Origin of the sequence: Rathayibacter sp. VKM Ac-2927, from assembly GCF_022815525.1 — a bacterium.
In the GTDB taxonomy this organism is placed as follows: Bacteria; Actinomycetota; Actinomycetes; order Actinomycetales; family Microbacteriaceae; genus Rathayibacter; species Rathayibacter festucae.
The window spans coordinates 103,290-125,582 of record NZ_JALGRT010000002.1 but is presented as its reverse complement, the minus strand read 5'-3'; the positions used below and the strand labels follow the sequence as shown (position 1 = coordinate 125,582).

Here is a 22,293-nt window from a genome sequence, read left to right as displayed (position 1 = left end):
GCTCGCGCCACCCGGTACGAACCGATGGAGGCGCGATCATGACGGCGACCAGCGAGAAAACGGCACCTCCCGAGCTCAAGCGGGTCCTCGGTCCCAAGCTCCTCCTCCTCTTCGTGGTGGGGGACATCCTCGGCACCGGCATCTACGCGCTGACCGGGCAGGTCGCCTCTGAGGTGGGCGGTGCCGCCTGGCTGCCGTTCGTGATCGCCTTCGTCGTCGCGACGCTGACCGCCTGCTCCTACCTCGAGCTGGTGACCAAGTTCCCGCAGGCCGCCGGCGCCGCGCTCTACGCGCACAAGGCGTTCGGGATCCACTTCGTCACCTTCCTGGTCTGCTTCACCGTGATGGCGAGCGGGATCACCTCGGCCTCGGCCGCCTCCGGCGCGTTCGCGAGCAACTTCGCGATCGGCTTCGGCCTGGGCGACGGCGCGGGCACGCGGCTGAGCATCGCGCTGATCTTCATGGTCTGCATCGCGCTGGTCAACCTGCGCGGAGTCGCCGAGAGCGTCGGCCTGAACGTGGTGCTCACCCTGATCGAGCTGTCGGGCCTGCTGCTGGTGATCTTCGTCTGCTTCTTCGCGGTCTTCGGCGGCCAGGCCGACTTCTCCCGCGTCGTCGCGTTCGAGACGCCCGAGGACAAGTCGCTCCTGCTCGCGGTCAGCACCGCCACCTCGCTGGCCTTCTTCGCGATGGTCGGCTTCGAGGACTCGGTCAACATGGCCGAGGAGACCAAGGACCCGAGCCGCATCTTCCCGAAGGTGATGCTGACCGGTCTCGGCATCACCGCCGTCGTCTACGTGCTGGTCTCGACGCTCGCCGTCGCGATCGTGCCGATCGGCGAGCTGGCCGGCAACGACACGCCGCTCGTGACGGTCGTGGAGACGGCCGCGCCGGACTTCCCGATCTCGACGCTGCTGCCCTTCATCTCGCTCTTCGCCGTCGCGAACAGCGCGCTGATCAACATGATGATGGCCAGCCGCCTGCTCTACGGGATGAGCAAGCAGGGCGTGCTGCCGCCGTTCCTGAAGAACGTGCTGGCCGGCCGGCGGACGCCGTGGGCGGCGATCCTGTTCACCACCGTCCTCGCGCTGCTGCTCACCGCGTACGTGTCGCGCGACCCGTCCGACCCGATCGCGGTCCTGCTCGGCGGCACCACGTCGCTGCTGCTGCTCGCGGTCTTCGCGGTGGTGAACGTCGCGGTGCTCGTGCTGCGGCGCCAGCCGGTGGAGCACGCGCACTTCCGGACGCCGACGGTGCTGCCGGTGCTCGGTGCGATCGCCTGCCTCTACCTGGTGCTGCCGATCACCTCCGGCCGCGACATCGCGCAGTACGAGATCGCGGGCGTGCTGCTCGTGATCGGCGTGCTCCTCTGGTTCGCGACCTTCATCGACCGCCGCGTGCGCGGCTACGCCCGCTCGGCCGTCGTCGACCCGGAGGAGTTCGACGCCGACCCGGCCGACGAGCCCGCGCCGTCCTCCGAGCGCTAGGTGCACTTAGCCGCGGGAGTCGACGCGCAAGCCCATGCTGGTCGAGTAGCCCGCGGAGCGGGCGTATCGAGATCCACCGGCGCCGGAAGTGGAGTCTGCAGACCCAGCCTGCTGAGGACGGTGGGTCTCGATACGCCCCTGCGGGGCTACTCGACCAGCATGTCGGGGAGCCGCCCTCTGCTGGTCGAGTAGCCCGCGGAGCGGGCGTATCGAGATCCGCCCACCGTCTGAAGGAAGAGTCTGCAGACCAGCCCTCGTGAGGACGGCGGGTCTCGATACGCTCCGGCGGGGCTACTCGACCAGCTCGACGTCCGCGCCGACGCCCGCGAGCAGGTCCCAGAACTCGGGGCAGGTCTTGTCGACGGAGCGCGGGTGGTCGAGCGCGGCGCCTGCTCCGCCGAGGGCGACGAGGGCCGTGGACATGGCGACGCGGTGGTCGTCGCGGGTGCCGATCTCGGCGAAGCGCGGGGGGCCAGGCTGGATCAGCCAGCCGTCGGGCCGCTCCTCAACCTCGATCCCGAAGGCGGTCAGCGCGGCGGTGAGTGCGTCGATCCGGTCGCACTCGTGCTGGCGGATGTGCTCCACTCCGACGATCTCGGTCGGGGCGTCGGCGAAGACCGCGAGCGCGGCGGTCGTCAGCGCGACGTCGGAGCAGTCGTTGAGGTCGAGTCGCGCACCGCCGCGCAGGCGGTCGAGATCGCCGGGCCGTGTGACGGTCACGCCGCGACCGCCGTCGTTCCAGACGCTCTCGCAGCCGAACCGCTCGAGGATCTCGAGGAAGCGCGTGTCGGGCTGCCGGCTAGCGCGCTCGACGTTCGGCAGGTGGATCGACCCGCCGAGGATCGCGGGGAGCGCGGCGAAGTAGGAGGCGGTCGACGCGTCCGCCTCGATCTCGAGGTCCACCGCGGAGGTGGGCCCCGCGTGCACGGTGATGGCGCGGCGGTCGGCGCTCCGCTCGACGGTCGCGCCGAAGCGGCGGAGCGAGTCGACGGTCATGTCGACGTAGGCGCCCTGGACGACGGCGCCTCGCGCGCGGACGATGATGTCGCGGTCGAGCAGCGGCGCCGAGAGGAGCAGCCCGCTGAGGTACTGGCTGGAGACGCCGCCGTCGACCTCGATCGCCGCCGGCGCGTGGCCGCCGCCCCGGACGCGAAGCGGGTAGCGGTCGGGCTCGCCGAGGGCGGTGAGCGCGCCGGGGAACGCCTCGAGCGCGGCGAACAGGCCGGCCATCGGGCGCCGCGTCATCTGCTCGCTCGCGGTCAGCGTCCACTCGCCCGGCCCGCCGAAGGCGAGGAAGCAGGGCAGGAAGCGGGCGATCGTGCCCGCCGAGCCGACGTGCAGCTCAGCCCGATCGACAGGGCGGAGGGCACCGAGCCCGGTGATCGAGATCGCGTCGTCCTCGTCGATCGCGGTGGCGCCCAGTGCACGGGCGACGGTCGCGCCGTGCCGGGTGTCGTCGCTGCGGAGGGGGCGCCGCAGCACCGACGTGCCCTGCGCGGCGAGGGCGAGGACGATCGCCCGGTTCGTCAGGCTCTTGCTTCCGGGGACAGTGACGAAGCCCGAGACGGCGGCGTCCAGCGGCCGCACGATCGCCCGCGAGGAGTCCGGCATCGTTCTGCTCCGTCCGTCCGGGCGCGCGAGTGCACGCCCGCTGCACGATAGCGGCGGGCGATCCGCCCGCTGTCCGTGGTGGCGCGCGGTGCGGCGGTCGTCGTCGCGCTTCTCCGGCGGCGCACAGCCGCCCCATCGCCCGGGCATAGCGCGCTCATAGAAAACTCCTGATACTGGGGAGACATGAGCACCCCGGCCCCCTCGAAGCACCTCGCCTCCGCGCAGCGCACCCGCCTCAAGCGAGCGGACGGCACGCCGATCCGCGTCCTCGTCGTCGACGACGAGAGCACCCTCACCGATCTGCTGCAGATGGCGCTGCGCTACGAGGGCTGGGAGGTGCGCACCGCCGCCGAGGGCCGCTCCGCGATCACCATCACCCGCGAGTTCCGCCCCGACGTCATCGTGCTCGACGTGATGCTGCCGGACATCGACGGGCTGCAGGTGCTCCAGCGGATCCGCGCCGACGGCAGCGAGACCCCCGTCCTCTTCCTCACCGCGAAGGATGCGCTCGACGACCGGATCGCCGGGCTCACCGCCGGCGGCGACGACTACGTCACCAAGCCGTTCTCCCTCGAGGAGCTCGTCGCCCGGATGCGCGGGCTCATCCGCCGCTCCACCCTGCTCGCCAACGACGCCGACGACCCCGAGGTCGTGGTGGGTGACCTCGTCCTCAACGAGGACAGCCACGAGGTGCGCCGGGCCGGCACCGACATCGAGCTGACCGCGACCGAGTTCGAGCTGCTGCGCTTCCTGATGCGGAACCCCCGCCGCGTGCTGAGCAAGGCGCAGATCCTCGACCGCGTCTGGTCCTACGACTTCGGCGGCAAGTCGAGCGTCGTCGAGATCTACATCTCCTACCTCCGCAAGAAGATCGACGCCGGCCGCTCGCCGATGATCCACACGGTCCGCGGCGCCGGCTACCTGCTGAAGCCCGCCGAGCAGTGACGACCGAGGGCGGGCGGCTGCGGCCCACACTCGGCGACTTCGCGACCCGGTCGGCGCTGCGCCGCTCGAACGCGTCCCGACGCGCGCCCTGGACGCTGCGGCGCCGGATGGTCGTCGCCGTCGTCGCGCTGGTCGCGGTGATCGCGGGGATCGTCGGGACGGTCAGCGTGCTGTCGCTGCGCGGCATCCTCTACGACAACGCGGAGACGCAGCTCTCGGAGTCGCTGGACCGGCTGGCCGGCTTCGACGGGCCGAGCCAGTTCGCCGGCTCCAGCGCCATCGAGCGCGCGACCACCTGCCCGAGCGGCGACTTCGAGGGACGCCCGAACCAGGACACCCAGACGATCACGGCGGTGCTCGGGGCGACCGGTGCCTACACCGGCGCCTACATCGACAGCTCCGGGGCCTGCCAGGAGTTCGCCGACCCGGCCGACTCCGTGCTGGCCGCCGCGGTCGCCGACGCCGGTGACGCGACCACCCTCGATCTCGGCGACGCCCTCGGCCAGTACCGCGCCGAGGCGCGCGTGATCGACGGCTCGGTCGTGATCGTCGGAGTGCCCCTCGGCGAGGCCGAGGACACGCTCCGGACCCTGACCACCGTGGTGGTCGTCGTCGTCCTGCTCGCGATGCTGCTGGTCGCCCTGATCGCGACCGCGATCATCCGGGTGGCGCTGCGGCCGCTCGAGCGGGTGGAGGCGACCGCGACCCGCGTCGCCGAGCTGCCGCTCGAGCGCGGCGAGGTCGAGCTGATCGAGCGGGTGCCGGAGGAGGACGCCGACGTCCGCACTGAGGTCGGCCGGGTGGGTGCCGCCTTCAACCGCATGCTCGACCACGTCGGCGGTGCGCTGGAGTCGCGCCAGGCCAGCGAGAACAAGGTCCGCCAGTTCGTGGCCGACGCCTCGCACGAGCTGCGGACGCCGCTCGCGGCGATCCGCGGCTACGCCGAGCTGCCCCGCCGCGGCGACGTCGAGCTGTCGGAGTCGGCGAGCTACTCGCTCGACCGGATCGAGTCGGCGGCGACCAGGATGACCTCACTGGTCGAGGACCTCCTCCTGCTCGCGCGCCTCGACGAGGGCCGCGATCTGGAGAAGGAGCCGGTCGACCTGACGATGGTCCTGATCGAGGCCGTGTCCGACGCCCACGTCGCCGGCCCCGACCACGAGTGGGACCTCGACCTGCCCGAGGAGCCGATCGAGATCCGCGGCGACGGCTTCCGGCTGCACCAGGTGGTCGCGAACCTGCTGCGGAACGCCACGGTGCACACGCCGCCGGGCACGCGCGTCGTCGCGGCGCTCGCCGAGGACCGCGACGAGCGCGGCCGGCCGATCGCGGTCGTGACGGTCACCGACTCCGGTCCGGGGATCGACGAGGCGCTGGTGCCGGTGCTGTTCGAGCGCTTCGCCCGCGGCGACTCCTCGCGGGCGCGGACCACCGGCTCGACCGGGCTGGGCCTGGCGATCGTGGCGGCCGTGGTCGAGGCGCACGGCGGACGGGTGCTGGTCGAGTCGGAGCCGGGGCGCACCAGCTTCCGGGTGGAGCTGCCCGCGGGCTGACGTGCGATCTGCAGGCGATGCCGTCCGGAACGCGCTCTCCTCCGCGGGGGAGTGCCGCGCGGTGGCCGGATCGCCTGCAGATCGAACCGCTGTCGTCAGACCTCGACGCCCAGGCGACGGCGCGCCTCGTCCAGCGTGCGCACCACCTGCACCGTCTCGTCCAGCGGGTGCACCGGCGACTCGGTGCGCCCCTCCGCCACGTACTGCGCGAGGTGCACCGCCTCCCAGGCCAGCCCCTCGCCGCCCTGCAGCCCCGTGTCATCCCGCCATGAGGCGCTCTCGGAGCCGCGGGTCAGGGTGACGCCGCTCGGCGTCCAGAACGAGGGGTGCACGTCGATCCGCCCCTCGCTGCCCGCGACGCTCGCCGCGTGCAGGGTGTGGGCCAGCACGGTCGACGTCGCGACCGACTGGACCCCGTGCGCGTGCCGCCCGACGATCGTCGCCATCGCGTCCACCCCGGTCGAGGTCAGCGCGCCGGCGACGACGGTGCTCTGCGGCGCCCCGGCCACCATCGAGACGAAGGACGAGGCGTAGACGCCCACGTCGAGCAGGCCGCCGCCCGCGAGCGCCGGATCGAAGATGCGGCTGGCCGGGTCGAACGCGAACGCCGCGCCGAAGTCGGCGGAGACCAGCGCGGGAGCGCCGACCGCGCCGTCCGCGAGGAGCTGCCGCACCACGTCCATCTGCGGCAGGTAGCGCATCCACATCGCCTCCATCGCGAAGACGCCGGCGTCGCGCGCCGCATGGACGATCATCTCGGCCTCACCCGCCGTGGTGGCGAACGGCTTCTCGATGAGGACGTGCTTGCCCGCCGCGATCGCGCGCAGGGCCTGGCGCGCGTGCTCCGAGTTCGGCGAGGCGATGTAGACGACGTCGACCTCGGGGTCGTTCACGACCGCGTCGGAGCCGACCGAGGCCCGCTCGACGCCGAAGCGCCGCGCGAACTGATCGGCGCGCTCCTGCGAGCGCGAGCCGACCGCGACCACGCGCTGCCGGGTGTGCTTCTGCAGCGCGGCGACGAAGGTGCCGGCGATCGAGCCGGGGGCGAGGACTCCCCAGCGCAGCACCGGGGAGTCGAGGAGCGAGGGGAGCCGGGGCTCGGGAAGCGTCAGTGCCATCCCGCCACGCTATTCCCTCCTCCTGGACGACGCCGAGCCCCCGCCGCGCGGGCCCGGAGCTCCTGAGTCGCCCGAGAAGGTTCGCTCTCGGGCTGGAGAACGAGCCTTCCCGGGCGACTCAGCGGACTTCAGCGGAGTGCAGCGGACCTCAGCCGACCGCGGTCATCGCCGCTCCGAAGCCGCGCAGCCGGGCGACCGTCAGGGTGCCGATCGGCTGCGGGGCGCCCTCCGGCGAGAGGACGAACGCGTTGCGGGCGACGTAGAGAGCGCCGTCCCGCAGCTCGATCGCCGCGGGCGAGACGACCGCGAGTCCGGTGATCGGCGTCGAGGTGCGCGGCAGGATCAGCGCCACGCGTCCCGTGCCGTCCGGGCCGCCGAACAGCTCGGTCACCACGACCGTGCCGGTGACGCGGTCGACCGCGAGGCCGGTCGCGCTCAGCAGGCCGGTGGCCACCGTGCGGATCTCGCCGGTCGCCGGGTTCACCCGCACCACGGAGCCGCGAGCGCCGAGGCTGGCGTCCTCCGGTCCGCCGGGCAGCGTCGACACGTAGAGCCAGCCGCCGGGGCCGACCTCGACGTCGGTCGGGACGGGCTCGAACGAGTAGCGGTAGCCGGCTGTGCAGGCCGGGAAGCCGAAGGCCGCCGCCTGCTCCGCCGTGATCGTGATCGGGGCCGTGGGCGGCAGCACCGCCACGGTCGAGACGACGCCGTTCGGCGTGACCTTCAGGATCGCGTTGCCGGCCGCGTCGGCGACGTAGACGCCGGCGCTGGTCGCGGCCGACGCGTAGGGGTGCACGTCGATCCGGCCGGTGTAGGAGGCGGGGCCGGCGACCGCCGGGTCCACCTGGGCGGCGCACTCGGCGGGCAGGCCGAGGAAGCCGTAGCTGTTGCCCGCATCCGGGTTCGCGCTCGCCTCGTACGCGCCGAGGTCGGCGAGGGTCGTCGGCGCTCCGCCGCCGCTCGGCACCGATCGCAGCAGCGCCTCGCCCTCCTCCTGGACGCCCTCGCTGTAGTAGACGGTGGAGCCGCGGACCGAGACGGCCCCGATCTCGGTTCCGGGCGCGCTGACCAGGGTCGAGGTCGCGCCGGAGGGAGCGACCTTGGTCAGCATCCCGGCGAAGTTCTGCGCGACGTAGGCGGTGCCGCCCGCATCGACGGCGAAGCTGAGCGGCGAGACGAGTCCGGTCGCTCGATCGGTGACGGAGACGAAGGACAGCGGGGAGGGGGTGGCCTGGGCGACGGGGGCCGAGACGAGAGTCGTGACCGCGACGGCGGCGGCCGCGGTGAGGAGGAGGCGTTTGTTCACGAGGTGCTCCTTTGCACTCGGGGTGCGGGCAGAGCAGTGCTGCGGGTCGAACGATCCGCGGCTCCGACCGCGGCGACGGGAATCGCCGATGCGCACACCGTAGGACCGCGGTGGCCAGGAGTCCATGGGGCGGACCCCGTCCCGCGGCAGACCCGCGTGGCGGCGCGGGTGCTCTGCGCCGGATCCTCCGCACCCCTAGGGTGTGAGAGCCCGCATTGCCGCGGGCGGAGGAGGCGTCATGCCGGAGTGGTACACCCTCGGCGTCGTCGCCCTGGTCATCGTCGTGGTCGTCGTCGCGATCGTCCGCTTCCGCTTCAACCCGGTGCTCGCGCTCGCCGTGGGCGCGGCGGCCATCGGGCTGCTCACCGGGCTCGGCCCCGTCGACACCGTCTCGACGATGACCCGCGGCTTCGGCGAGGTGATGATGGAGGCGGGGCTCCTGATCGGCTGGGGGGTGCTGATCGGCGCGATGCTCAACGAGATGGGCGCGGTCGTCCGCCTCGTCGAGGGGCTGCTGCGGGTCTTCGGCAAGCGCGGCATCCCTTACGCGCTCGGGCTGTCCTTCGCCACCTATCTGCAGACGATCTTCGTCGACGCCCTGATCGTCATCGCGGCGCCGCTCGCCCGGAGGATTGCGCCGCGGCTCGGCCCCGCCGGCACGGGCATCGTCGCCGTGACCTTCGCCGTCGGCCTCGAGATGGGCATCGTGATGATGGTGCCCGGCTTCGCGGCCGTGGCGCTCGCCGGGCTGCTCGGCGTTCCGCTCGGCGTGATGCTGCTGGGCGGCTTCGTGGTGGTCGCGCCGACCGTCGTGGTCACGATCCTGCTGATGTCGCTCGCCTTCCGCCTGGGCTTCTGGGATCCGGCGCGCGACGAGCAGCTCGTCGTGCGCGACGAGACCGCCGGGCTCGCGACGGTGCCCGCGGGGGAGCGGGCCGGGAGCGAGGCGGTCGGCGGATCCGGGTCGGCGGGGTCCGGGCGGTCCTCGAGCGGTGGCTCCGCGGCCGGTCGCTCCACCGCTGACGGCGACACAGACGCGCGCGACGCCGACGCCCCGCGCGAGCGCCCGCTGCTCCTGCTGTTCGCCCCGATGCTCCTCGCGCTGCTGCTCATCGCCGCGCAGGCCGTGCTCTCGGTCGCGGGCGCGGAGGTGCCGGTGCTGCAGTTCCTCGGCAACCCGGTGATCGCGCTGCTGCTCGCCGTGATCGCGACCGGCCTCGTCGGCCGCTCCGTCGTCGGGACTCCGCGGATGGAGAAGGCGGTCGCGAAGGGCTTCCAGGACGGCGGGCAGATCTTCCTGCTCACCGGCGTCGGCGGCGCGCTCGCGGCGGTGATCGCGGAGGGCGACCTCGGCGAGCTGCTCAAGGGCTACTTCTCGGCGAACGCCGCCGCGCCGCTGCTGCTGGTCTGGCTGATGGCGGCCGTGCTGCACATCGCCGTCGGCTCGGTCACCCTCTCGGCGATCACCGCCGCGGGCGTCGTGGCCCCGGTCGCCGCGACGCTCGGACTCGATCCGCTGCTGATCGCGCTCGCCGCCGGCTCCGGCGCGCTGTTCTGCATCCACGTCACCTCGAACACCTTCTGGCTGCTGCAGAGCTTCCTCGGCCAGTCCGTCCGCGGCGCCCTCAAGTCGGTGACGGTCGGCGTCTCCCTCGCCTCCGTCCTCGCCCTCGGCATGGTCCTCCTCCTCTCCCTCTTCCTGGGCTGACCCCCACCGATCCCCGCCGCGAGATGCCACTTGTGCACGCCTTTCACGGCGTGTCGCGTGCACAAGTGGCATCTCGCGGAGGGGGACCGGCGTGACACGTGCCGGAAACACGGGTGGCCTAGGTTCCTGAGAGGGTTCACACGTTGCTCCGAGGTCGATGACGCAGGAGCGAGCGCGGAGCCTCGTCCGCGCCGACCTCCGACACGAAAGATCTCCGCTTGAGAACACGCACCGCCCTGACCTCCGGCTGCGCGGCCCTCGCGCTCGCCGCCGGCGGTCTGCTGATCGCGCCCGCCGCGACAGCGACCACCACCGCGACACCGACCACCGCGACACCGACCACCGCCTCCGCCTTCGAGCGGGTGGACCTCGTCCGCCCCGCCTCGGCGCCGATCACCGAGCCCGCGAGCTACCCCTACCGGGAAGCCCTCACCGAGGTCGCGGTCGACCCGACCGACGCCTCGCTGACCCGCGGCGTCACGCCGTACGACCGGATCGCCCCGGCCCTGAACGACCTCGCCGCGCGCTCCGACCGCGTCTCGACCCAGGTGGTCGGGAAGTCGGGCCTCGGCCGCGACATCTACCTGGTCACCGTCACCGCTCCCGAGACCGCCGCCGAGACGGCGCAGCAGGCCGAGTGGCGCGACCGCCTGAAGAACGAGCCGGAGGCGGCCGCCGCCGACGCCGAGCTGATGGCCGAGTACAAGGTGCCGACCTGGTTCAACGGCAACATCCACGGCAACGAGTGGGAGGGATCCGACGCGATCCTGAACTACATCGAGAAGGTCGCCACCGCCGAGGACGCCGAGACCGAGGCGCTCCTCGAGGGCAACCGCCTCTACTTCACCGTCACCAACAACCCCGACGGCCGGGCCCTCGGCCAGCGCGCCGTCGCGGCCGGCTACGACCCCAACCGCGACATGATCACCGGCGCGACCAACGAGGCGACGGTCATCCGCGACCTCTCCAGCGTCCTGCAGCCGACCTACTTCATCGACATCCACGGCTACACCGGCATCCTGCAGGTCGAGCCCTGCGGTCCGCCGCACGGCGAGAACTACGAGTACGACCTGTTCCTGCCGCACGCCTACGCGACCGCGCTCGAGATCGAGCGCCGCGTCGTCGAGGCGGACGTGCCCGGCAACACCTACAAGGCCGCCGACGGCAGCGTCACCACCGAGAACACCGGCCAGATCCTGATCCCCTACCGCGACATCCGCGCGGGCTGGGACGACTGGCCTCCGATCTTCGCGCCGCAGTACGTCGCCTTCCAGGGCGCGATCACCAACACGGTGGAGCTGCCGCTGGGTCGCACGGCGAACGAGACGCCCGAGCAGATCGCCGAGGGCCAGGCCAACGCGGACATCGACATCGAGGTCGCCGGGATCGTCATGGACGCCTCGGTCGACTACATCGAGGCCAACCGCGACGCCCTGCTGAGCAACCAGGTGCAGATCTTCGAGCGCGGTGTCACTGGCGCCCCGGCCGTCGAGATCCCCGCCGACGTCGCCGCGTCCGACCTGCCGGCCGGCACGCCGACCGAGTGGACCGAGATCTGGGACGAGACCGACGTCTACACGACCGAGTACCCCCGCGCCTACGTCATCCCCGCCGGTGACGCGCAGCGCTCGGCGTCCGACGCAGAGACCCTCGTCGCGCAGCTGCTCGCGCACGGCGTCGAGGTCGATCGCACGACCACGGCGATGACCGCGGGCGGCACGACCTACGCCGCCGGCTCCTACGTCGTCGACATGCACCAGCCCGTCCGCGGCCTCGCGAACGTGCTGCTCGCCGACGGCACCGACATCTCCGACCGCGTGCCCGAGATGTACGACGTCTCGGCCTGGAGTCTCTCGCTGCTCTGGGGCGCCGACGTGATCCCGGTCGGCTCCACGCTCGACCCGATGCCCGCCGTCGAGCTCGAGCCGGTCACCGCCGTCGCCCCGAGCGGCAGCGTCCCCGCCGACGCCGGCTACCTCGCCTTCGAGCCGCGCGGCGTGCTCGAGTACCAGGCGGTGAACGCGCTCCTGGGCGCCGGAGTCGCGCTCGAGCAGTTCGCCGACGGCACGATCGCCCTCCGCGCCGACGCCGACGGTCTCGCCGCCGCGAAGGCCGCCGCCGCCGAGTTCGGCGTCGACTTCACGGCGACCACGGCGGAGCGTATCGAGGACGAGGACGGCACCGCGCTCTCCGCCGTCCGCGTCGCCTACTCCGGCTCCCACGAGGACCGCGACGCGCTGGCCAAGCTCGGCTTCGCCGACGCGGTCGCCGTCACGGCGGACACGCTCGCCTCGGGCGAGACCGTCCTCACCGACGCCGACGTGCTGCTCCTCGGCCGCGCGCTGTCCTTCACCCCGGAGCAGGCCGCGGGCCGCACCGCCGTCGAGGAGTTCCTCGCGGCGGGCGGCGACGTGGTCGGCCGCGGCGGAGCGGGAGCGGCGTTCGCGACCGACTTCGGCCTCGCGACGCTGACCGCGCAGACCGGCACCAGCGGGTCCAACGGCATCGTCTCGGTCGAGACCCCGGCCGACGGGATCCTCGGCGACCACCCGCAGGACACCGCCTTCGTCTCGCCGGCGCTCTGGTTCGAGGGCTTCGACGCGTCCGTGACGGTGGAGCAGAGCTACGCCGCCGAGGACACCTTCGTCGCCGGGCACTGGGTCGCCTCCGAGGGGCAGTCCCGGAGCGACGCGGCCGGGCAGGCCTCGGCCGTCTCGTTCGCGACGGAGTCGGGCACCGAGGGCTTCCTCTTCGGCACCTCGCCGGTCTTCCGCAACCACCCGGTCGGCGCGTTCAGCGACGTCGCCCGGGCGCTGCTCGCCGTGGCGCCCGAGGGCGCGGCCGTCGAGCTGCCGGGGACCTCGGAGCCGACGGCGACGCCGACCGCGACTCCGGAGCCCACGGCGACTCCCGAGCCGACCGTGACCCCGGAGCCGACCGCGACTCCCGAGCCGACGGCGACTCCTGAGCCGACAGCCACCCCGGAGCCGACCGCGACTCCCGAGCCGACGGTGACCCCGGAGCCCTCCGCGACTCCGGAGCCGACCGCGACCGCCACGCCGACGGCCGCGCCCACCGCGGCTCCGGAGCCGACCGCCACGGCGACCGCGGCTCCCGGCGCGAAGCCGGGCACCGGCGGTCTCGCCTCGACCGGAGTCGAGACCGGCCCCTGGCTGCTGCTCTCGGGAGGTGCGCTCGTGCTCGGTCTCGGCGCCCTGCTGATCGCCCGCAGCCGCCGCGAGGTCGAGGAGGCGTAGCCTCCGCCCCGCGAGGGCCGGCGAGCACGATCCGCCGGCCCTCCCGCACTGCTCTCTCCGCACAACCCCACCACTGCACACCCGCACCGCCGCACCCGCACCACCGAGGAGTCCCGATGCCGCCCCGTACCGCCCGCACCCTCGGGATCGTCCTGGCCGTCCTCGGTCTCGTCGCCGTGATCGTCGCGATCGTCCTCCTCGTCCGCCCCGCCGACGGCGCCGGAGCCCCGACCTCCACCCCGGTCGCCCCCTCCGCCTCGGCCGCCGCCGCCCCGTCGACCGCGCCCACCGAGGCCGAGTCCACGGAGACCGCGACGGAACCGACGGCCACCGATGCCCCCGCGGAGACCTCCCCGACCGAGGGCGTCGTCGCCTCGGCCGCCCCCGGCGCCGCCGCCACTGCGGCCGCCGTCCTCTCCTTCACCGCTTCGCCCGCGACGATCGACTGCGCCGGCGACCGCACCGCCTCCGTCCCCGTCGCGCTCTCCTGGCAGACCGAAGGCGGTGTCGCCGCCCGCCTCGCCGTCGGCACCACCGACGCCCGGGCCGGCGACCCCGTCGACCTCTCCGCGACCGGCTACTCCGCCCTCTCCGTCCCCTGCCGCGACGCCGAGACCCTGATCACGCTCGCCGTCGAGTCCCCCGACGGAACCCTCACGCAGCGCACTATCGTCCTCCCCACGTCCGAGTAGCTGCGCTCTCCGCGAGATGCCACTTATGCACGCGACACGCCGAGGAAAGCGTGCACAAGTGGCATCTCGCGGGGACGGCCGGACGCGCCCGCACGGCAGAATAGAGACGATGACCTCCACCCCGCCTCCGCTCGGCCTGCTCCTCGACGTCGACGGCCCGATCGCCAGCCCGATCAGCCGCACGATCGCCATCGACTCGATCGCCGACGACCTCGTCGCGCTCGCGAACGCCGGCATCCCGCTCGTCTTCAACACCGGTCGCTCCGACGCGTTCCTGCGCGAGCGCGTGCTGCCGCCGCTCCTCGAGCGCGGCGTCTCGGCCGACGCGCGGATCGTCTGCGTCTGCGAGAAGGGCGCCGTCTGGTTCACCGTCGACTACCGCGGCACCTCCGAGCCGATCGTCGACGAGTCGCTCGCGATCCCGGAGGCCGTCGCCCGCGACCTCGAGCGGATGATCCGCGAGGACTACGACGACCTGGTCTTCTTCGACGAGACCAAGCGCGCGATGGTCTCGGCCGAGCAGCTCGTCGACCTCTCCAGCGAGGACTACCTCGAGCGCCAGCTCGTCTTCGACGCCGACGCCCTGCAGATCATGACCGCGGCCGGCCTCGGCGTCGAGCGCCGCGGCATCCGCTACCCGAACGACACCGGCGCCGTCGAGTACCGCATCGACCCGACCGTGATCTCCACCGACATCGAGTCCAACCGCCTCGGCAAGGACCTCGGCGCCCAGCGCGCCGTCGAGCTGCTCGGCGCCACCGGCCCGATCCCGCAGCGCTGGCGCACGGTCGGCGACTCCCGCAGCGACTACGCGATGGCCGACTGGCTCTCCGAGCACGCCTACGACGTCGCCCACGTGGACGTCCGTCCCGCGGAGGGCGTCCCGGACAAGCCGTACCCGATCCTCGTGGTCGACGGCGCGATCAACGACGAGGCCGGCGCCGCCGTGCTGCGCCGCTGGACCGAGCTCGTCGCCGACGAGACGACGCCCGAGGTCGGCGACGGCATCTCCCTCCACGTCGCGGGCTGATCCGCCAGCCCCTCGTCCGCAGGCCCGCGGCCCGTTAGCGTTCGAGGCATGAGAATCGCAGTCACCGGTGGATCCGGGAAACTCGGCCGCAGCGTCGTCACCCGTCTCCGCGAGTCCGGCCACGACGTCTTCGTCCTCGACCGCGCGGGAACCCGCGGCGAGGGCGTCATCAGCATCGACATCACCGACTACGGGCAGGTCGTCGACGCCCTGCAGGCCGTGGGCGACCGCTACGAGGGGATCGACGCGGTCGTGCACCTCGCGGCCGTCCCGGCGCCGGGCATCGTCCCGGACATCGCGACCTTCCAGAACAACATGTCGTCGACCTTCAACGTCTTCCACGCGGCGATCCGCGCAGGCATCCGCAGCATCGTCTACGCGTCCAGCGAGACCGTGCTCGGCCTGCCGTTCGACGTGCCGCCGCCGTACATCCCCGTCGACGAGAAGTACCCGGCCCGCCCGGAGTCGGTCTACTCGCTGACCAAGCACCTCGAGGAGCAGCTGGCGATCGAGCTCTGCCGCTGGCACGAGGACCTGACGATCATCGGCCTGCGCTTCTCCAACGTGATGAACGAGGAGGACTACGCCGAGTTCCCGTCCTTCGACGCCGACGCGACACTGCGCAAGTGGAACCTCTGGGGCTACATCGACGGCCGCGACGGCGCCCAGGCGGTCGAGAAGGCCCTCGCGCATCGCGAGCCCGGCTTCGACCGCTTCATCATCGCGGCGGCCGACACCGTGATGACCCGTCCGAACGACGAGCTTGTCGCCGAGGTCTTCCCCGGCGTCGAGCTGCGCGGCGAGCTCGGCGTCAACGACACCCTGCTCTCGATCGACCACGCCCGCGAGGTGCTCGGCTACGCCCCCGAGCACTCCTGGCGCGACTCGCAGTAGTCACCACCGCCTCCGCGCCGCCCCGGCCCGCGGAACGCCCTCCGGCTCGCAGGAATCCACGGATCCCGCGAGCCGGAGCCGTTTCCGCGAGCCGGAGCCGTGCCCGGCCGACCTCGGGCTCGTGGAACGACGTCCGGCTCGCTGGAGTCCGCGGTTTCCGCGTGCCGACGGTGATCCTTCGTGCCGGAGGTGCGGTGCGGGGAGCTTCGGCTCGTGGATCGGTGTCCGGCTCGCTGGTGTCCGCCGTTTCTGCGTGCCGGGGGTGCTTCCGCGTGCCGGAGGTGCGGTGCGGGGAGCTTCGGCTCGTGGAACGGTGTTCGGCTTGCTGGAGTCCGCGGTTTCTACGTGCCGAGAGTGATTCCGCGTGCCGGAGGTGCGGTGCGGGGAGCTTCGGCTCGTGGATCGGTGTCCGGCTCGCTGGTGTCCGCCGTTTCCGCGCGCCGGGGGTGATTCCGCGTGCCGGAGGTGCTGCCTGGGGAACTTCGGCTCGCGGAATGGTGTTCGGCTTGCTGGAGTCCGCGGTTTCTACGTGCCGAGAGTGATTCCGCGTGCCGGATGTGCTGCCTGGGGAGCTTCGGCTCGCGGAACGGTGTCCGGCTCGCTGGAATCCGCGGTTTCCGCGTGCCGAGAGTGAGTCCGCGTGCCGGAGGTGCAGTCTGCGGAGCTTCGGCTCGTGGAACGGTGTTCGGCTCGCTGGAGTCCGGGGTTTCTACGTGCCGAGAGTGATTCCGCGTGCCGGAGGTGCAGTCTGGGGAGCTTCGGCTCGTGGATCGGTGTCCGGCTCGCTGGAGTCCGCGGTTTCTGCGTGCCGGGGGTGCTTCCGCGTGCCGGAGGTCTCCCACGGGAGGTTCGGCACGTGGAGACGCCTCCGGCTCGCGGGGATCCGAGGATCCCGCGAGCCGGAGGCGTTCGTGCGAGCCGGAGGGCTCAGCCGACCGGGGTCAGCTGGGGATGTAGTTGAACTCGTCCGGGTTCGGGCCGGTGCGCTCGTCGCGGTTGAGCGCGGAGATCGCGGTCATCGACTCGTCGTCCAGCTCGAAGTCGAACAGGGCGAAGTTCTCCTCCACGCGCTTGCGGGTGACCGACTTCGGGAAGACGATGTCGCCGCGCTGGATGTGCCAGCGCAGGACGACCTGCGCGGGGGAGCGGTCGACGCTGTGCGCGATGCGCACGATCGCCTCGTCGTCCAGCACCTTGCCCTGCGCGATCGGCGACCAGGCCTCGGTCGCGATGCCGTGCTCGACGCCGTAGGCGCGGAGCTCCTCCTGCGTGAGGAAGGGGTGCACCTCGATCTGGTTCACGGCCGGGACGATCGTCGCCTCGGCGCGGAGCCGGTTGAGGTGGTTGGTCTGGAAGTTGGAGACGCCGATCGCCTTCGCCTTGCCGCTGCGGTAGATCTCCTCCATCGCCTTCCAGGTCTCCAGGTAGTCGCCGACCTTCGGCAGCGGCCAGTGGATGAGGAAGAGGTCGACGTAGTCGAACTTCAGCTCGGCGAGGGTGTCGTCGATCGCCTGCAGGGCGTCCTCGCGGGCGTGGAAGCCGTTGTTGAGCTTCGAGGTGACGAAGACGTCGGAGCGGTCGAGGCCGGAGGCGCGCACGGCCTCACCGACGCCGGCCTCGTTGCCGTACATCTCGGCGGTGTCGATGTGGCGGTAGCCGACCTCGAGGGCGGCGAGCGTCGCGTCCTTGGTCTCGGCGGGGTCGATCTGGAAGACACCGAAGCCCAGCTGCGGGATCTCGACTCCGTTGTTGAGGGTGATCGTGGGGACAGTGTTCGCGTCCGTGCTCATACTCGAGCGTCCTTTCGTCCGGGGATCGGCCGCATCGGAGAGCTTGCGGCCGGAGTACAGTCCACGCCCCGGGGCCTCCCAGGTGCAAGGCCTTGCGCGTCCCGCGAACATCGGCGGTCGTCCAGCGCCGTCGGACGCTCGGGGAACGACGAAGGCCCCCGGCACGGATGCCGGGGGCCTTCGGGGGTCGCGTGACTACGCGCGGGACTTGCGGCCGGTGATCGCGCCGTAGATCAGCAGCACGATGATGGCGCCGACGACAGCGAGGATGATGCTGACGAGGTTGAAGCCCATCGGGTCGTCGCGCCCGAAGAGCGCGCCGCCGATGAATCCTCCGAGGAGGGCGCCGACGATGCCGAGGATGATGGTGATGATCCATCCGCCGCCCTGCTTGCCGGGGAGGATGAGCTTTGCGAGTGCGCCGGCGATGAGGCCGAGAACGATCCAACCGATGATGCCCATGATGTGTCTCCTTCGTAGTGTGCTCGACCGGCCGTTCCGGTGCGAGCGTCAACGCCTGTCGTGAAGGCGTCTTTGCAGATGATGTCGATCAGCGGAGTGAGCGCTGCACCTTCGCGCGTGCCTTGTCGGCGACCGCGGTGAAGTGCTTCGCCTCGCGCTTCGAGGTCTTCTTGAGCTTCTTGCGCGTCTTCTTCGTGGCCGGGTCGTTCCACACACCCAGTGCGAGATGGCGGAGCTCTTCGTAGCGTCCGCGACCGGCGCGGGCGCCGAAGACGTACGCGGCGAGGGCGACGAGCGCCAGCAGGACGAGGCGGGGATTCATGCGGTGACCCTTCCATCGGAGAGAGCACAGGGTCGTGCTCGGCCCCCATTCCACTCTCCTGCGGATGCCGTGACAATTCAGGCCCGGACCGTTGACAACGGCCTCGCGGATCTGCTTGCGCCCGCGCGTTGTAGCAGAGGTCGTCCCCGACCGAAGCGGTCAGCAGACCGGAGCGTCCGCGAACCGGTCGTGCAGGTAGGGGCCGTAGCCGCCGTCCACGCGGTTGCGGCGGCGTCCGGAGGTGGTCACCTCGCCGCGGTCGGTCGCTCCCACCCGGGCGCCGGCGGCGTGCAGGCGCTCGACCAGCAGGACGTCCTCGTGCAGCGGCTCGCCGCCGAACCCGCCCGCCGCCAGGTAGGCGCTCGCGCGCACGCCGAGGTTCGCGCCGTGGATGCTGCCGATCGACTCCTCCCGCTCGCGGGTGCGCTGCCAGCGGCCGTACATCTCCGGCGAGAGGTCGGACGGGTCGGGCCGGACCGTGCCCACCAGCGCGTCGTGATGGCGGGCGTGCTCGACGTGCTCGAGCAGCCACTCCTCCGGAACGACCGTGTCGGCGTCGGTGTTCGCGAGCCAGACCCGGTCGTCCGGGACGGAGCCGGAGACGGAGCCGAGGGCGTGCGCGATCCCGGCCGCCCGCGCCGCGCCGACTCCGCAGCGCTCGAGCTCGAGGACCTCGGCGCCCGCGGCCCGCGCACGCTCCACCGTCGCGTCCGTGCAGCCGTCGGCCACGACGATCAGCCGGACCGCGACGTCAGGGGCGGTCGTGGCGAGGTGCGCGGCGCTCCGGAGGACCGACGCGACGGTGGCGCCGATCCGCTCCTCCTCGTCGTGGGCCGGCACGACCACCAGCAGCTCCTCGATCCGGGTCACAGCAGGCCCGTCCGCCGGGCCACCGAGCGGCTGTCGCGCGAGTGCACCTCGAGCAGGAGGTCCTCCTCCTCGTGCCGGGCGATGCGGTGCAGGCCGAGGCCGGCGACGGCGCTCTGCACGGCGTCGCCGTCGAGCTCGAGGCCGTCGATCGGGTGCCGCCAGTGCACGGTGACGAGCTCGCCGGAGGCGGAGAGCCGGTCGCGCACCCCGCGCAGCGTGCGCTCGAGCGTCTCGCGCCCCAGGTAGTAGCCGACCTCGGAGAGCACGATCAGGTCGAACGGACCCTCCGGCACCCCGCGGGTGATGTCGTGGTGCTCGACCCGCACGTGCGCGAGCGGCGCGAGCCGGCGGGCGGCCCGCTCCACGGCGGCCGCCGAGACGTCGATCGCCAGCAGCCGCTCGGCCCGCGCGGCGAGAGCCTCGGCCAGCACGCCGATCGAGGAGCCGATCTCGAGGACGGAGTCGTAGCGCCGCTCGGGCAGGCTCGCGAGAGTGAGGGCGCGCTTGCGCTCCTCGTACCAGCGGCTCGTGTACCCCCAGGGGTCCTCGTGCCGCTCGTACAGCTCGTCGAAGTAGCTCATCCCCGTGTCCTCGTCGCCGGGGCCGCGCCCGTCCGTCCCCCCGAGCCTAGGCAGGATCGGGGCTTCTCTCCGCCACTTGTCGGTCGGATCGCCGTGCGCTAGCTCCGGCCGGGCCATCAGCGGACCCGGATCAGGCGGTCGTCGCCGGCGAAGGCCCGGACGAAGAGCGGGTGGAGGACCGGGGCGATCCCGCCGGGTCCCGGCGCGGTCTGGCTCGGATAGCGCTCGCGGGCGCGGGCCTTCCGCTCCCGCAGGTCCTCGTCCGCCTCGACCCGGACGAGCGCCGGCCACGGCACCTCGGCGTCGTCGGGCGCGGCCCAGTGCCAGAGCCAGATCGGCGCCGCGAGCAGCGGGTGGCCGAGGGTCTCGGCCGCCTCGGCGCAGACCTCGCCGACGACGCGGTGGTCGCGGTGGCCGTCGCCGGTCCAGGTGGAGAGCAGGAGGACCCGGCCGGGCTCGGCGGCGGCGCGGGCGAGCACCTCGGCGAGGATCCGGTCGCGGTGCTCGGGAGTGCCGGAGTCGGGGACGTCGAGGAAGGCGAGGCCGATCCCGGCGCCGAGCTCGTCGAGCGCGGCCCGGGCCTCGGCGCGCCGCTCGGCGACGAGGGCGGCTGCGGCCCCGGGGGAGGAGGCGCCGTGCGCCGCGCCGCCGTCCGTCACGATCACGACGTCCACGGGGACGTCGAGGCGGCGGGCCAGGGCGATCGTGCCGCCGCAGCCGAGCGTCTCGTCGTCGGCGTGCGCGACCACGACGAGCACGCGGTCGACGGCGAGGAGTGCGTCCTCCGGCAGGACCGGCAGCCGGTCGAGCCGCCCGTCCTCGCACCAGCGCTCGACCGGGGTGCCCTCGAGGTGACCGTCGAACTCGATGACGCGGCTCACCACTCCTCCGTCTCGCCGCTGGCGAGGACCGCGCGGCCGAGGGCCGCGTCGTCGCGCTCGGCGTGGTGCTGGCGGACGTAGAGGGCGAGGTCGGCGACCCGCTTCGCGTGCTCCGCGTCGAGGGCCAGCGGAGCCGGTCCGAGCGCTCGACCGGCGCGCAGCAGGATCTCCTCCACGGCGCTCGCGACCGTGCCGCGGACCCGCTTGGCCAGCAGTGCGCCGCGGGCGCCCTCGGCCTCGCCCCCGTCGATCAGCGCCGAGGCCTCGTCGAGCGCGCGGCGCCCGGCGGACAGGGCGGTGTCCACCGCGCCGAGGTGCGCGAGCAGGTGCGGGTCCTCGCGGCGGGCGGCCGCACGTGCCAGCGTCGCGGCGACGCCACGGGCCCCGCCGAGCCAGCAGGCGGCCACGCCGATCCCGCCCCAGCCGAAGCCCGGTCGCGAGAGGTACCAGCCGGGAGCGCCGACCTCCTGGGCGCGCGCACCGGCGAAGCGCACCGGTCCGCTCGGGATCTCGGTCAGCCCGCGGGGGTGCCAGGCGTTCTCCTCCGGGGTCGCGATGTCGTCGCCGAGGCGCGCGGCGAAGAGCCGGCGCTCGCCGGAGCCCTCACCGACGTGCGCCGTGATCAGCGCCGCGTCCAGGCGGCCGGCCAGCGAGCACCAGGGCTTCACGCCGTCCAGTCGCCAGGCGTCGCCCTCCGGAGTCGCGACGAGCGGCTCGTCGCCGCCCTCCGCCGCGAAGACGCCCCAGACCGCGTCGTCCTGCACGCCGACGTCCGCGGCGGACAGGCCCGCCTCGCCGAGGATCGCGAGCGCGTCGAGGTGCGGCTCGATCGCGCGGGCGACGCCGAGATCGTGCCGGGCCAGGCGCTCCAGCAGGCCGTGCAGCTCGGCGGTGCGGCCGGTGCCGGGCCGCGGCGGGTCGGCGGAGAGGGTGCGGGCGAGGGCCAGAGCGCCGTCGACGTCGTCGGGAAGGGAGGCAGGAGCGAGCGATTCCATCCCCCTGGACGCTACGCGGTCGGCGCGGGGCCCGCGCCCGATTGTCCGTCGGCGGGCTCGGTGGTAGCGCCGCGCATGTCCAGGGCGGTGATGCGGCGCAGGAGGACGGCGAAGAGCTCGACGTCGCCCGCGTCCCAGCGGCGCAGCTCCTCGTGCATCAGCGCCTGGCGGGAGCTGCGGATCGCCCGCATCCGCTCGGCGGTCTCCGGCGGCACCGAGAGGATCGTCGCGCGGCCGTCGTCCGGATCGGGGGAGCGCTGCAGCAGACCGAGGCGGTCGAGTGCGGAGATCTGCCGGCTGATCGAGGACTTGTCCGTCTCGAGCAGCTCGGCCAGGGCGCCGGAGTGCATCGGGCCGCGCCGCTCCAGGGTGGCGAGCGTCCGGTACCCCGCGGTGCTCAGCTCCGGATGCAGGCGCTCGGCGGCGGAGCGCATCGCGTCGCGCACCCGGTTGAAGAGGGTGCTCAGCTCGCCCTCGACGGCGGCGATCGCGGCGTCGGTCGCGCCCTCGGTCGCGCGGTCGCCTTCGGCGTGCCCGCCGGTCTCGGGGTCGGGAGGGGAGGACGGGCCGGTCATCCCTCCAGCATCCCGTGCGGGGCCGACTTGCGCACGACCCCGTCCACGTCGTACGCTTCCCGAAGCCAAAGACCGCCGGTTTCCGGTGTGCGCACGAGCAGGGCCCAGGCCCCGCGGATCGCCACCGGACGAAGGATTCGCGAAGCGAATGGCCCGCGCAGGTGTGCAAGAGATGTGTTCCGCGTTCATCGCGTTCCCCAGGCTCCCGCGCTCCTG

Annotated in this window: 19 protein-coding genes; 8 read left to right on the top strand and 11 right to left on the bottom strand. The window is 72.9% G+C overall.

Going from position 1 to position 22,293, the window contains the following annotated elements:
• Positions 1-38: 38 nt before the first annotated feature.
• Complete coding sequence (locus tag MT353_RS05805; protein WP_243598363.1) at positions 39-1,487, top strand: APC family permease; 1,449 nt, start codon at positions 39-41, stop codon at positions 1,485-1,487.
• Positions 1,488-1,778: 291 nt separating this feature from the next.
• On the opposite strand, the gene aroA is transcribed toward MT353_RS05805, so the two are convergent.
• Positions 1,779-3,098, bottom strand: a complete 1,320-nt coding sequence (gene aroA, locus MT353_RS05800) for a 3-phosphoshikimate 1-carboxyvinyltransferase (RefSeq protein WP_243623830.1) — start codon at positions 3,096-3,098, stop codon at positions 1,779-1,781.
• A gap of 183 nt (positions 3,099-3,281) precedes the next feature.
• On the opposite strand from aroA, the gene MT353_RS05795 reads away from it, so the two are divergent.
• Positions 3,282-4,043 carry a response regulator transcription factor gene (locus tag MT353_RS05795; RefSeq protein WP_123447806.1) on the top strand — a complete coding sequence of 254 codons (762 nt, stop codon included), beginning with the start codon at positions 3,282-3,284 and terminating at the stop codon, positions 4,041-4,043.
• Positions 4,040-5,596, top strand: a complete 1,557-nt coding sequence (locus MT353_RS21895; RefSeq protein WP_243598365.1) for a cell wall metabolism sensor histidine kinase WalK — start codon at positions 4,040-4,042, stop codon at positions 5,594-5,596. Before MT353_RS05795 ends, MT353_RS21895 begins: the two co-directional genes overlap by 4 nt.
• A gap of 95 nt (positions 5,597-5,691) precedes the next feature.
• Here the strand turns inward: MT353_RS21895 and MT353_RS05785 are convergent, their stop codons facing one another.
• Positions 5,692-6,714, bottom strand: a complete 1,023-nt coding sequence (locus tag MT353_RS05785) for a Gfo/Idh/MocA family protein (RefSeq protein WP_243623829.1) — start codon at positions 6,712-6,714, stop codon at positions 5,692-5,694.
• Positions 6,715-6,862: 148 nt separating this feature from the next.
• Entirely contained in the window at positions 6,863-8,020 is a 1,158-nt protein-coding gene (locus MT353_RS05780) for a ScyD/ScyE family protein (RefSeq protein ID WP_243598367.1), read from the bottom strand.
• 238 nt (positions 8,021-8,258) lie between these two features.
• Here MT353_RS05780 and MT353_RS05775 point away from each other — a divergent pair, with 238 nt between their 5' ends.
• The 5 genes from MT353_RS05775 (at position 8,259) to MT353_RS05755 (ending at position 15,601) form a co-directional block, all read left to right on the top strand.
• Positions 8,259-9,728 carry a GntP family permease gene (locus MT353_RS05775; RefSeq protein ID WP_123737367.1) on the top strand — a complete coding sequence of 490 codons (1,470 nt, stop codon included), beginning with the start codon at positions 8,259-8,261 and terminating at the stop codon, positions 9,726-9,728.
• Positions 9,729-9,946: 218 nt separating this feature from the next.
• Complete coding sequence (locus MT353_RS05770) at positions 9,947-12,985, top strand: M14 family zinc carboxypeptidase (protein WP_243623828.1); 3,039 nt, start codon at positions 9,947-9,949, stop codon at positions 12,983-12,985.
• A 116-nt stretch (positions 12,986-13,101) separates the two neighbouring features.
• On the top strand, positions 13,102-13,677 hold the full coding sequence (locus tag MT353_RS05765) for a hypothetical protein (RefSeq protein WP_243623827.1): 576 nt from the start codon (positions 13,102-13,104) through the stop codon (positions 13,675-13,677).
• A gap of 109 nt (positions 13,678-13,786) precedes the next feature.
• On the top strand, positions 13,787-14,707 hold the full coding sequence (locus tag MT353_RS05760; RefSeq protein WP_207901789.1) for a hypothetical protein: 921 nt from the start codon (positions 13,787-13,789) through the stop codon (positions 14,705-14,707).
• A 48-nt stretch (positions 14,708-14,755) separates the two neighbouring features.
• Positions 14,756-15,601, top strand: a complete 846-nt coding sequence (locus tag MT353_RS05755; protein ID WP_123447800.1) for an NAD(P)-dependent oxidoreductase — start codon at positions 14,756-14,758, stop codon at positions 15,599-15,601.
• Positions 15,602-16,542: 941 nt separating this feature from the next.
• Here the strand turns inward: MT353_RS05755 and MT353_RS05750 are convergent.
• The 8 genes from MT353_RS05750 to MT353_RS05715 all read right to left on the bottom strand — a co-directional run bounded on the left by MT353_RS05750 (position 16,543) and on the right by MT353_RS05715 (position 22,077).
• Complete coding sequence (locus tag MT353_RS05750) at positions 16,543-17,391, bottom strand: aldo/keto reductase (protein WP_243598372.1); 849 nt, start codon at positions 17,389-17,391, stop codon at positions 16,543-16,545.
• A 195-nt stretch (positions 17,392-17,586) separates the two neighbouring features.
• Positions 17,587-17,853 carry a GlsB/YeaQ/YmgE family stress response membrane protein gene (locus MT353_RS05745; RefSeq protein ID WP_056041656.1) on the bottom strand — a complete coding sequence of 89 codons (267 nt, stop codon included), beginning with the start codon at positions 17,851-17,853 and terminating at the stop codon, positions 17,587-17,589.
• An 88-nt stretch (positions 17,854-17,941) separates the two neighbouring features.
• Positions 17,942-18,175: a YtxH domain-containing protein gene (locus MT353_RS05740; RefSeq protein WP_123447798.1), complete on the bottom strand. Its 234-nt coding sequence runs from the start codon at positions 18,173-18,175 to the stop codon at positions 17,942-17,944.
• A 159-nt stretch (positions 18,176-18,334) separates the two neighbouring features.
• A complete protein-coding gene (locus MT353_RS05735; protein WP_123737362.1) occupies positions 18,335-19,045 on the bottom strand; it encodes a glycosyltransferase family 2 protein in 711 nt (236 codons plus the stop codon).
• On the bottom strand, positions 19,042-19,626 hold the full coding sequence (locus MT353_RS05730) for an SAM-dependent methyltransferase (protein ID WP_243623826.1): 585 nt from the start codon (positions 19,624-19,626) through the stop codon (positions 19,042-19,044). Before MT353_RS05730 ends, MT353_RS05735 begins: the two co-directional genes overlap by 4 nt.
• Positions 19,627-19,742: 116 nt before the next feature.
• Positions 19,743-20,507 carry a PIG-L deacetylase family protein gene (locus tag MT353_RS05725; protein WP_243598373.1) on the bottom strand — a complete coding sequence of 255 codons (765 nt, stop codon included), beginning with the start codon at positions 20,505-20,507 and terminating at the stop codon, positions 19,743-19,745.
• Positions 20,504-21,502 carry an acyl-CoA dehydrogenase gene (locus tag MT353_RS05720; protein ID WP_243623825.1) on the bottom strand — a complete coding sequence of 333 codons (999 nt, stop codon included), beginning with the start codon at positions 21,500-21,502 and terminating at the stop codon, positions 20,504-20,506. The genes MT353_RS05725 and MT353_RS05720 overlap by 4 nt, the downstream gene beginning before the upstream one ends.
• 11 nt (positions 21,503-21,513) lie before the next feature.
• Positions 21,514-22,077 carry a MarR family winged helix-turn-helix transcriptional regulator gene (locus tag MT353_RS05715; RefSeq protein ID WP_243623824.1) on the bottom strand — a complete coding sequence of 188 codons (564 nt, stop codon included), beginning with the start codon at positions 22,075-22,077 and terminating at the stop codon, positions 21,514-21,516.
• Positions 22,078-22,293: the final 216 nt, after the last annotated feature.

Bases quoted from the DNA above. Each gene is read 5' to 3' on its own strand.
- MT353_RS05805 (WP_243598363.1), top strand. From the start codon at position 39: ATGACGGCGACCAGCGAGAAAACGGCACCTCCCGAGCTCAAGCGGGTC.
- aroA (WP_243623830.1), bottom strand. From the start codon at position 3,098: ATGCCGGACTCCTCGCGGGCGATCGTGCGGCCGCTGGACGCCGCCGTC.
- MT353_RS05795 (WP_123447806.1), top strand. From the start codon at position 3,282: ATGAGCACCCCGGCCCCCTCGAAGCACCTCGCCTCCGCGCAGCGCACC.
- MT353_RS05785 (WP_243623829.1), bottom strand. From the start codon at position 6,714: ATGGCACTGACGCTTCCCGAGCCCCGGCTCCCCTCGCTCCTCGACTCC.
- MT353_RS05775 (WP_123737367.1), top strand. From the start codon at position 8,259: ATGCCGGAGTGGTACACCCTCGGCGTCGTCGCCCTGGTCATCGTCGTG.
- MT353_RS05765 (WP_243623827.1), top strand. From the start codon at position 13,102: ATGCCGCCCCGTACCGCCCGCACCCTCGGGATCGTCCTGGCCGTCCTC.
- MT353_RS05760 (WP_207901789.1), top strand. From the start codon at position 13,787: ATGACCTCCACCCCGCCTCCGCTCGGCCTGCTCCTCGACGTCGACGGC.
- MT353_RS05755 (WP_123447800.1), top strand. From the start codon at position 14,756: ATGAGAATCGCAGTCACCGGTGGATCCGGGAAACTCGGCCGCAGCGTC.
- MT353_RS05750 (WP_243598372.1), bottom strand. From the start codon at position 17,391: ATGAGCACGGACGCGAACACTGTCCCCACGATCACCCTCAACAACGGA.
- MT353_RS05745 (WP_056041656.1), bottom strand. From the start codon at position 17,853: ATGGGCATCATCGGTTGGATCGTTCTCGGCCTCATCGCCGGCGCACTC.
- MT353_RS05740 (WP_123447798.1), bottom strand. From the start codon at position 18,175: ATGAATCCCCGCCTCGTCCTGCTGGCGCTCGTCGCCCTCGCCGCGTAC.
- MT353_RS05730 (WP_243623826.1), bottom strand. From the start codon at position 19,626: ATGAGCTACTTCGACGAGCTGTACGAGCGGCACGAGGACCCCTGGGGG.
- MT353_RS05720 (WP_243623825.1), bottom strand. From the start codon at position 21,502: ATGGAATCGCTCGCTCCTGCCTCCCTTCCCGACGACGTCGACGGCGCT.
- MT353_RS05715 (WP_243623824.1), bottom strand. From the start codon at position 22,077: ATGACCGGCCCGTCCTCCCCTCCCGACCCCGAGACCGGCGGGCACGCC.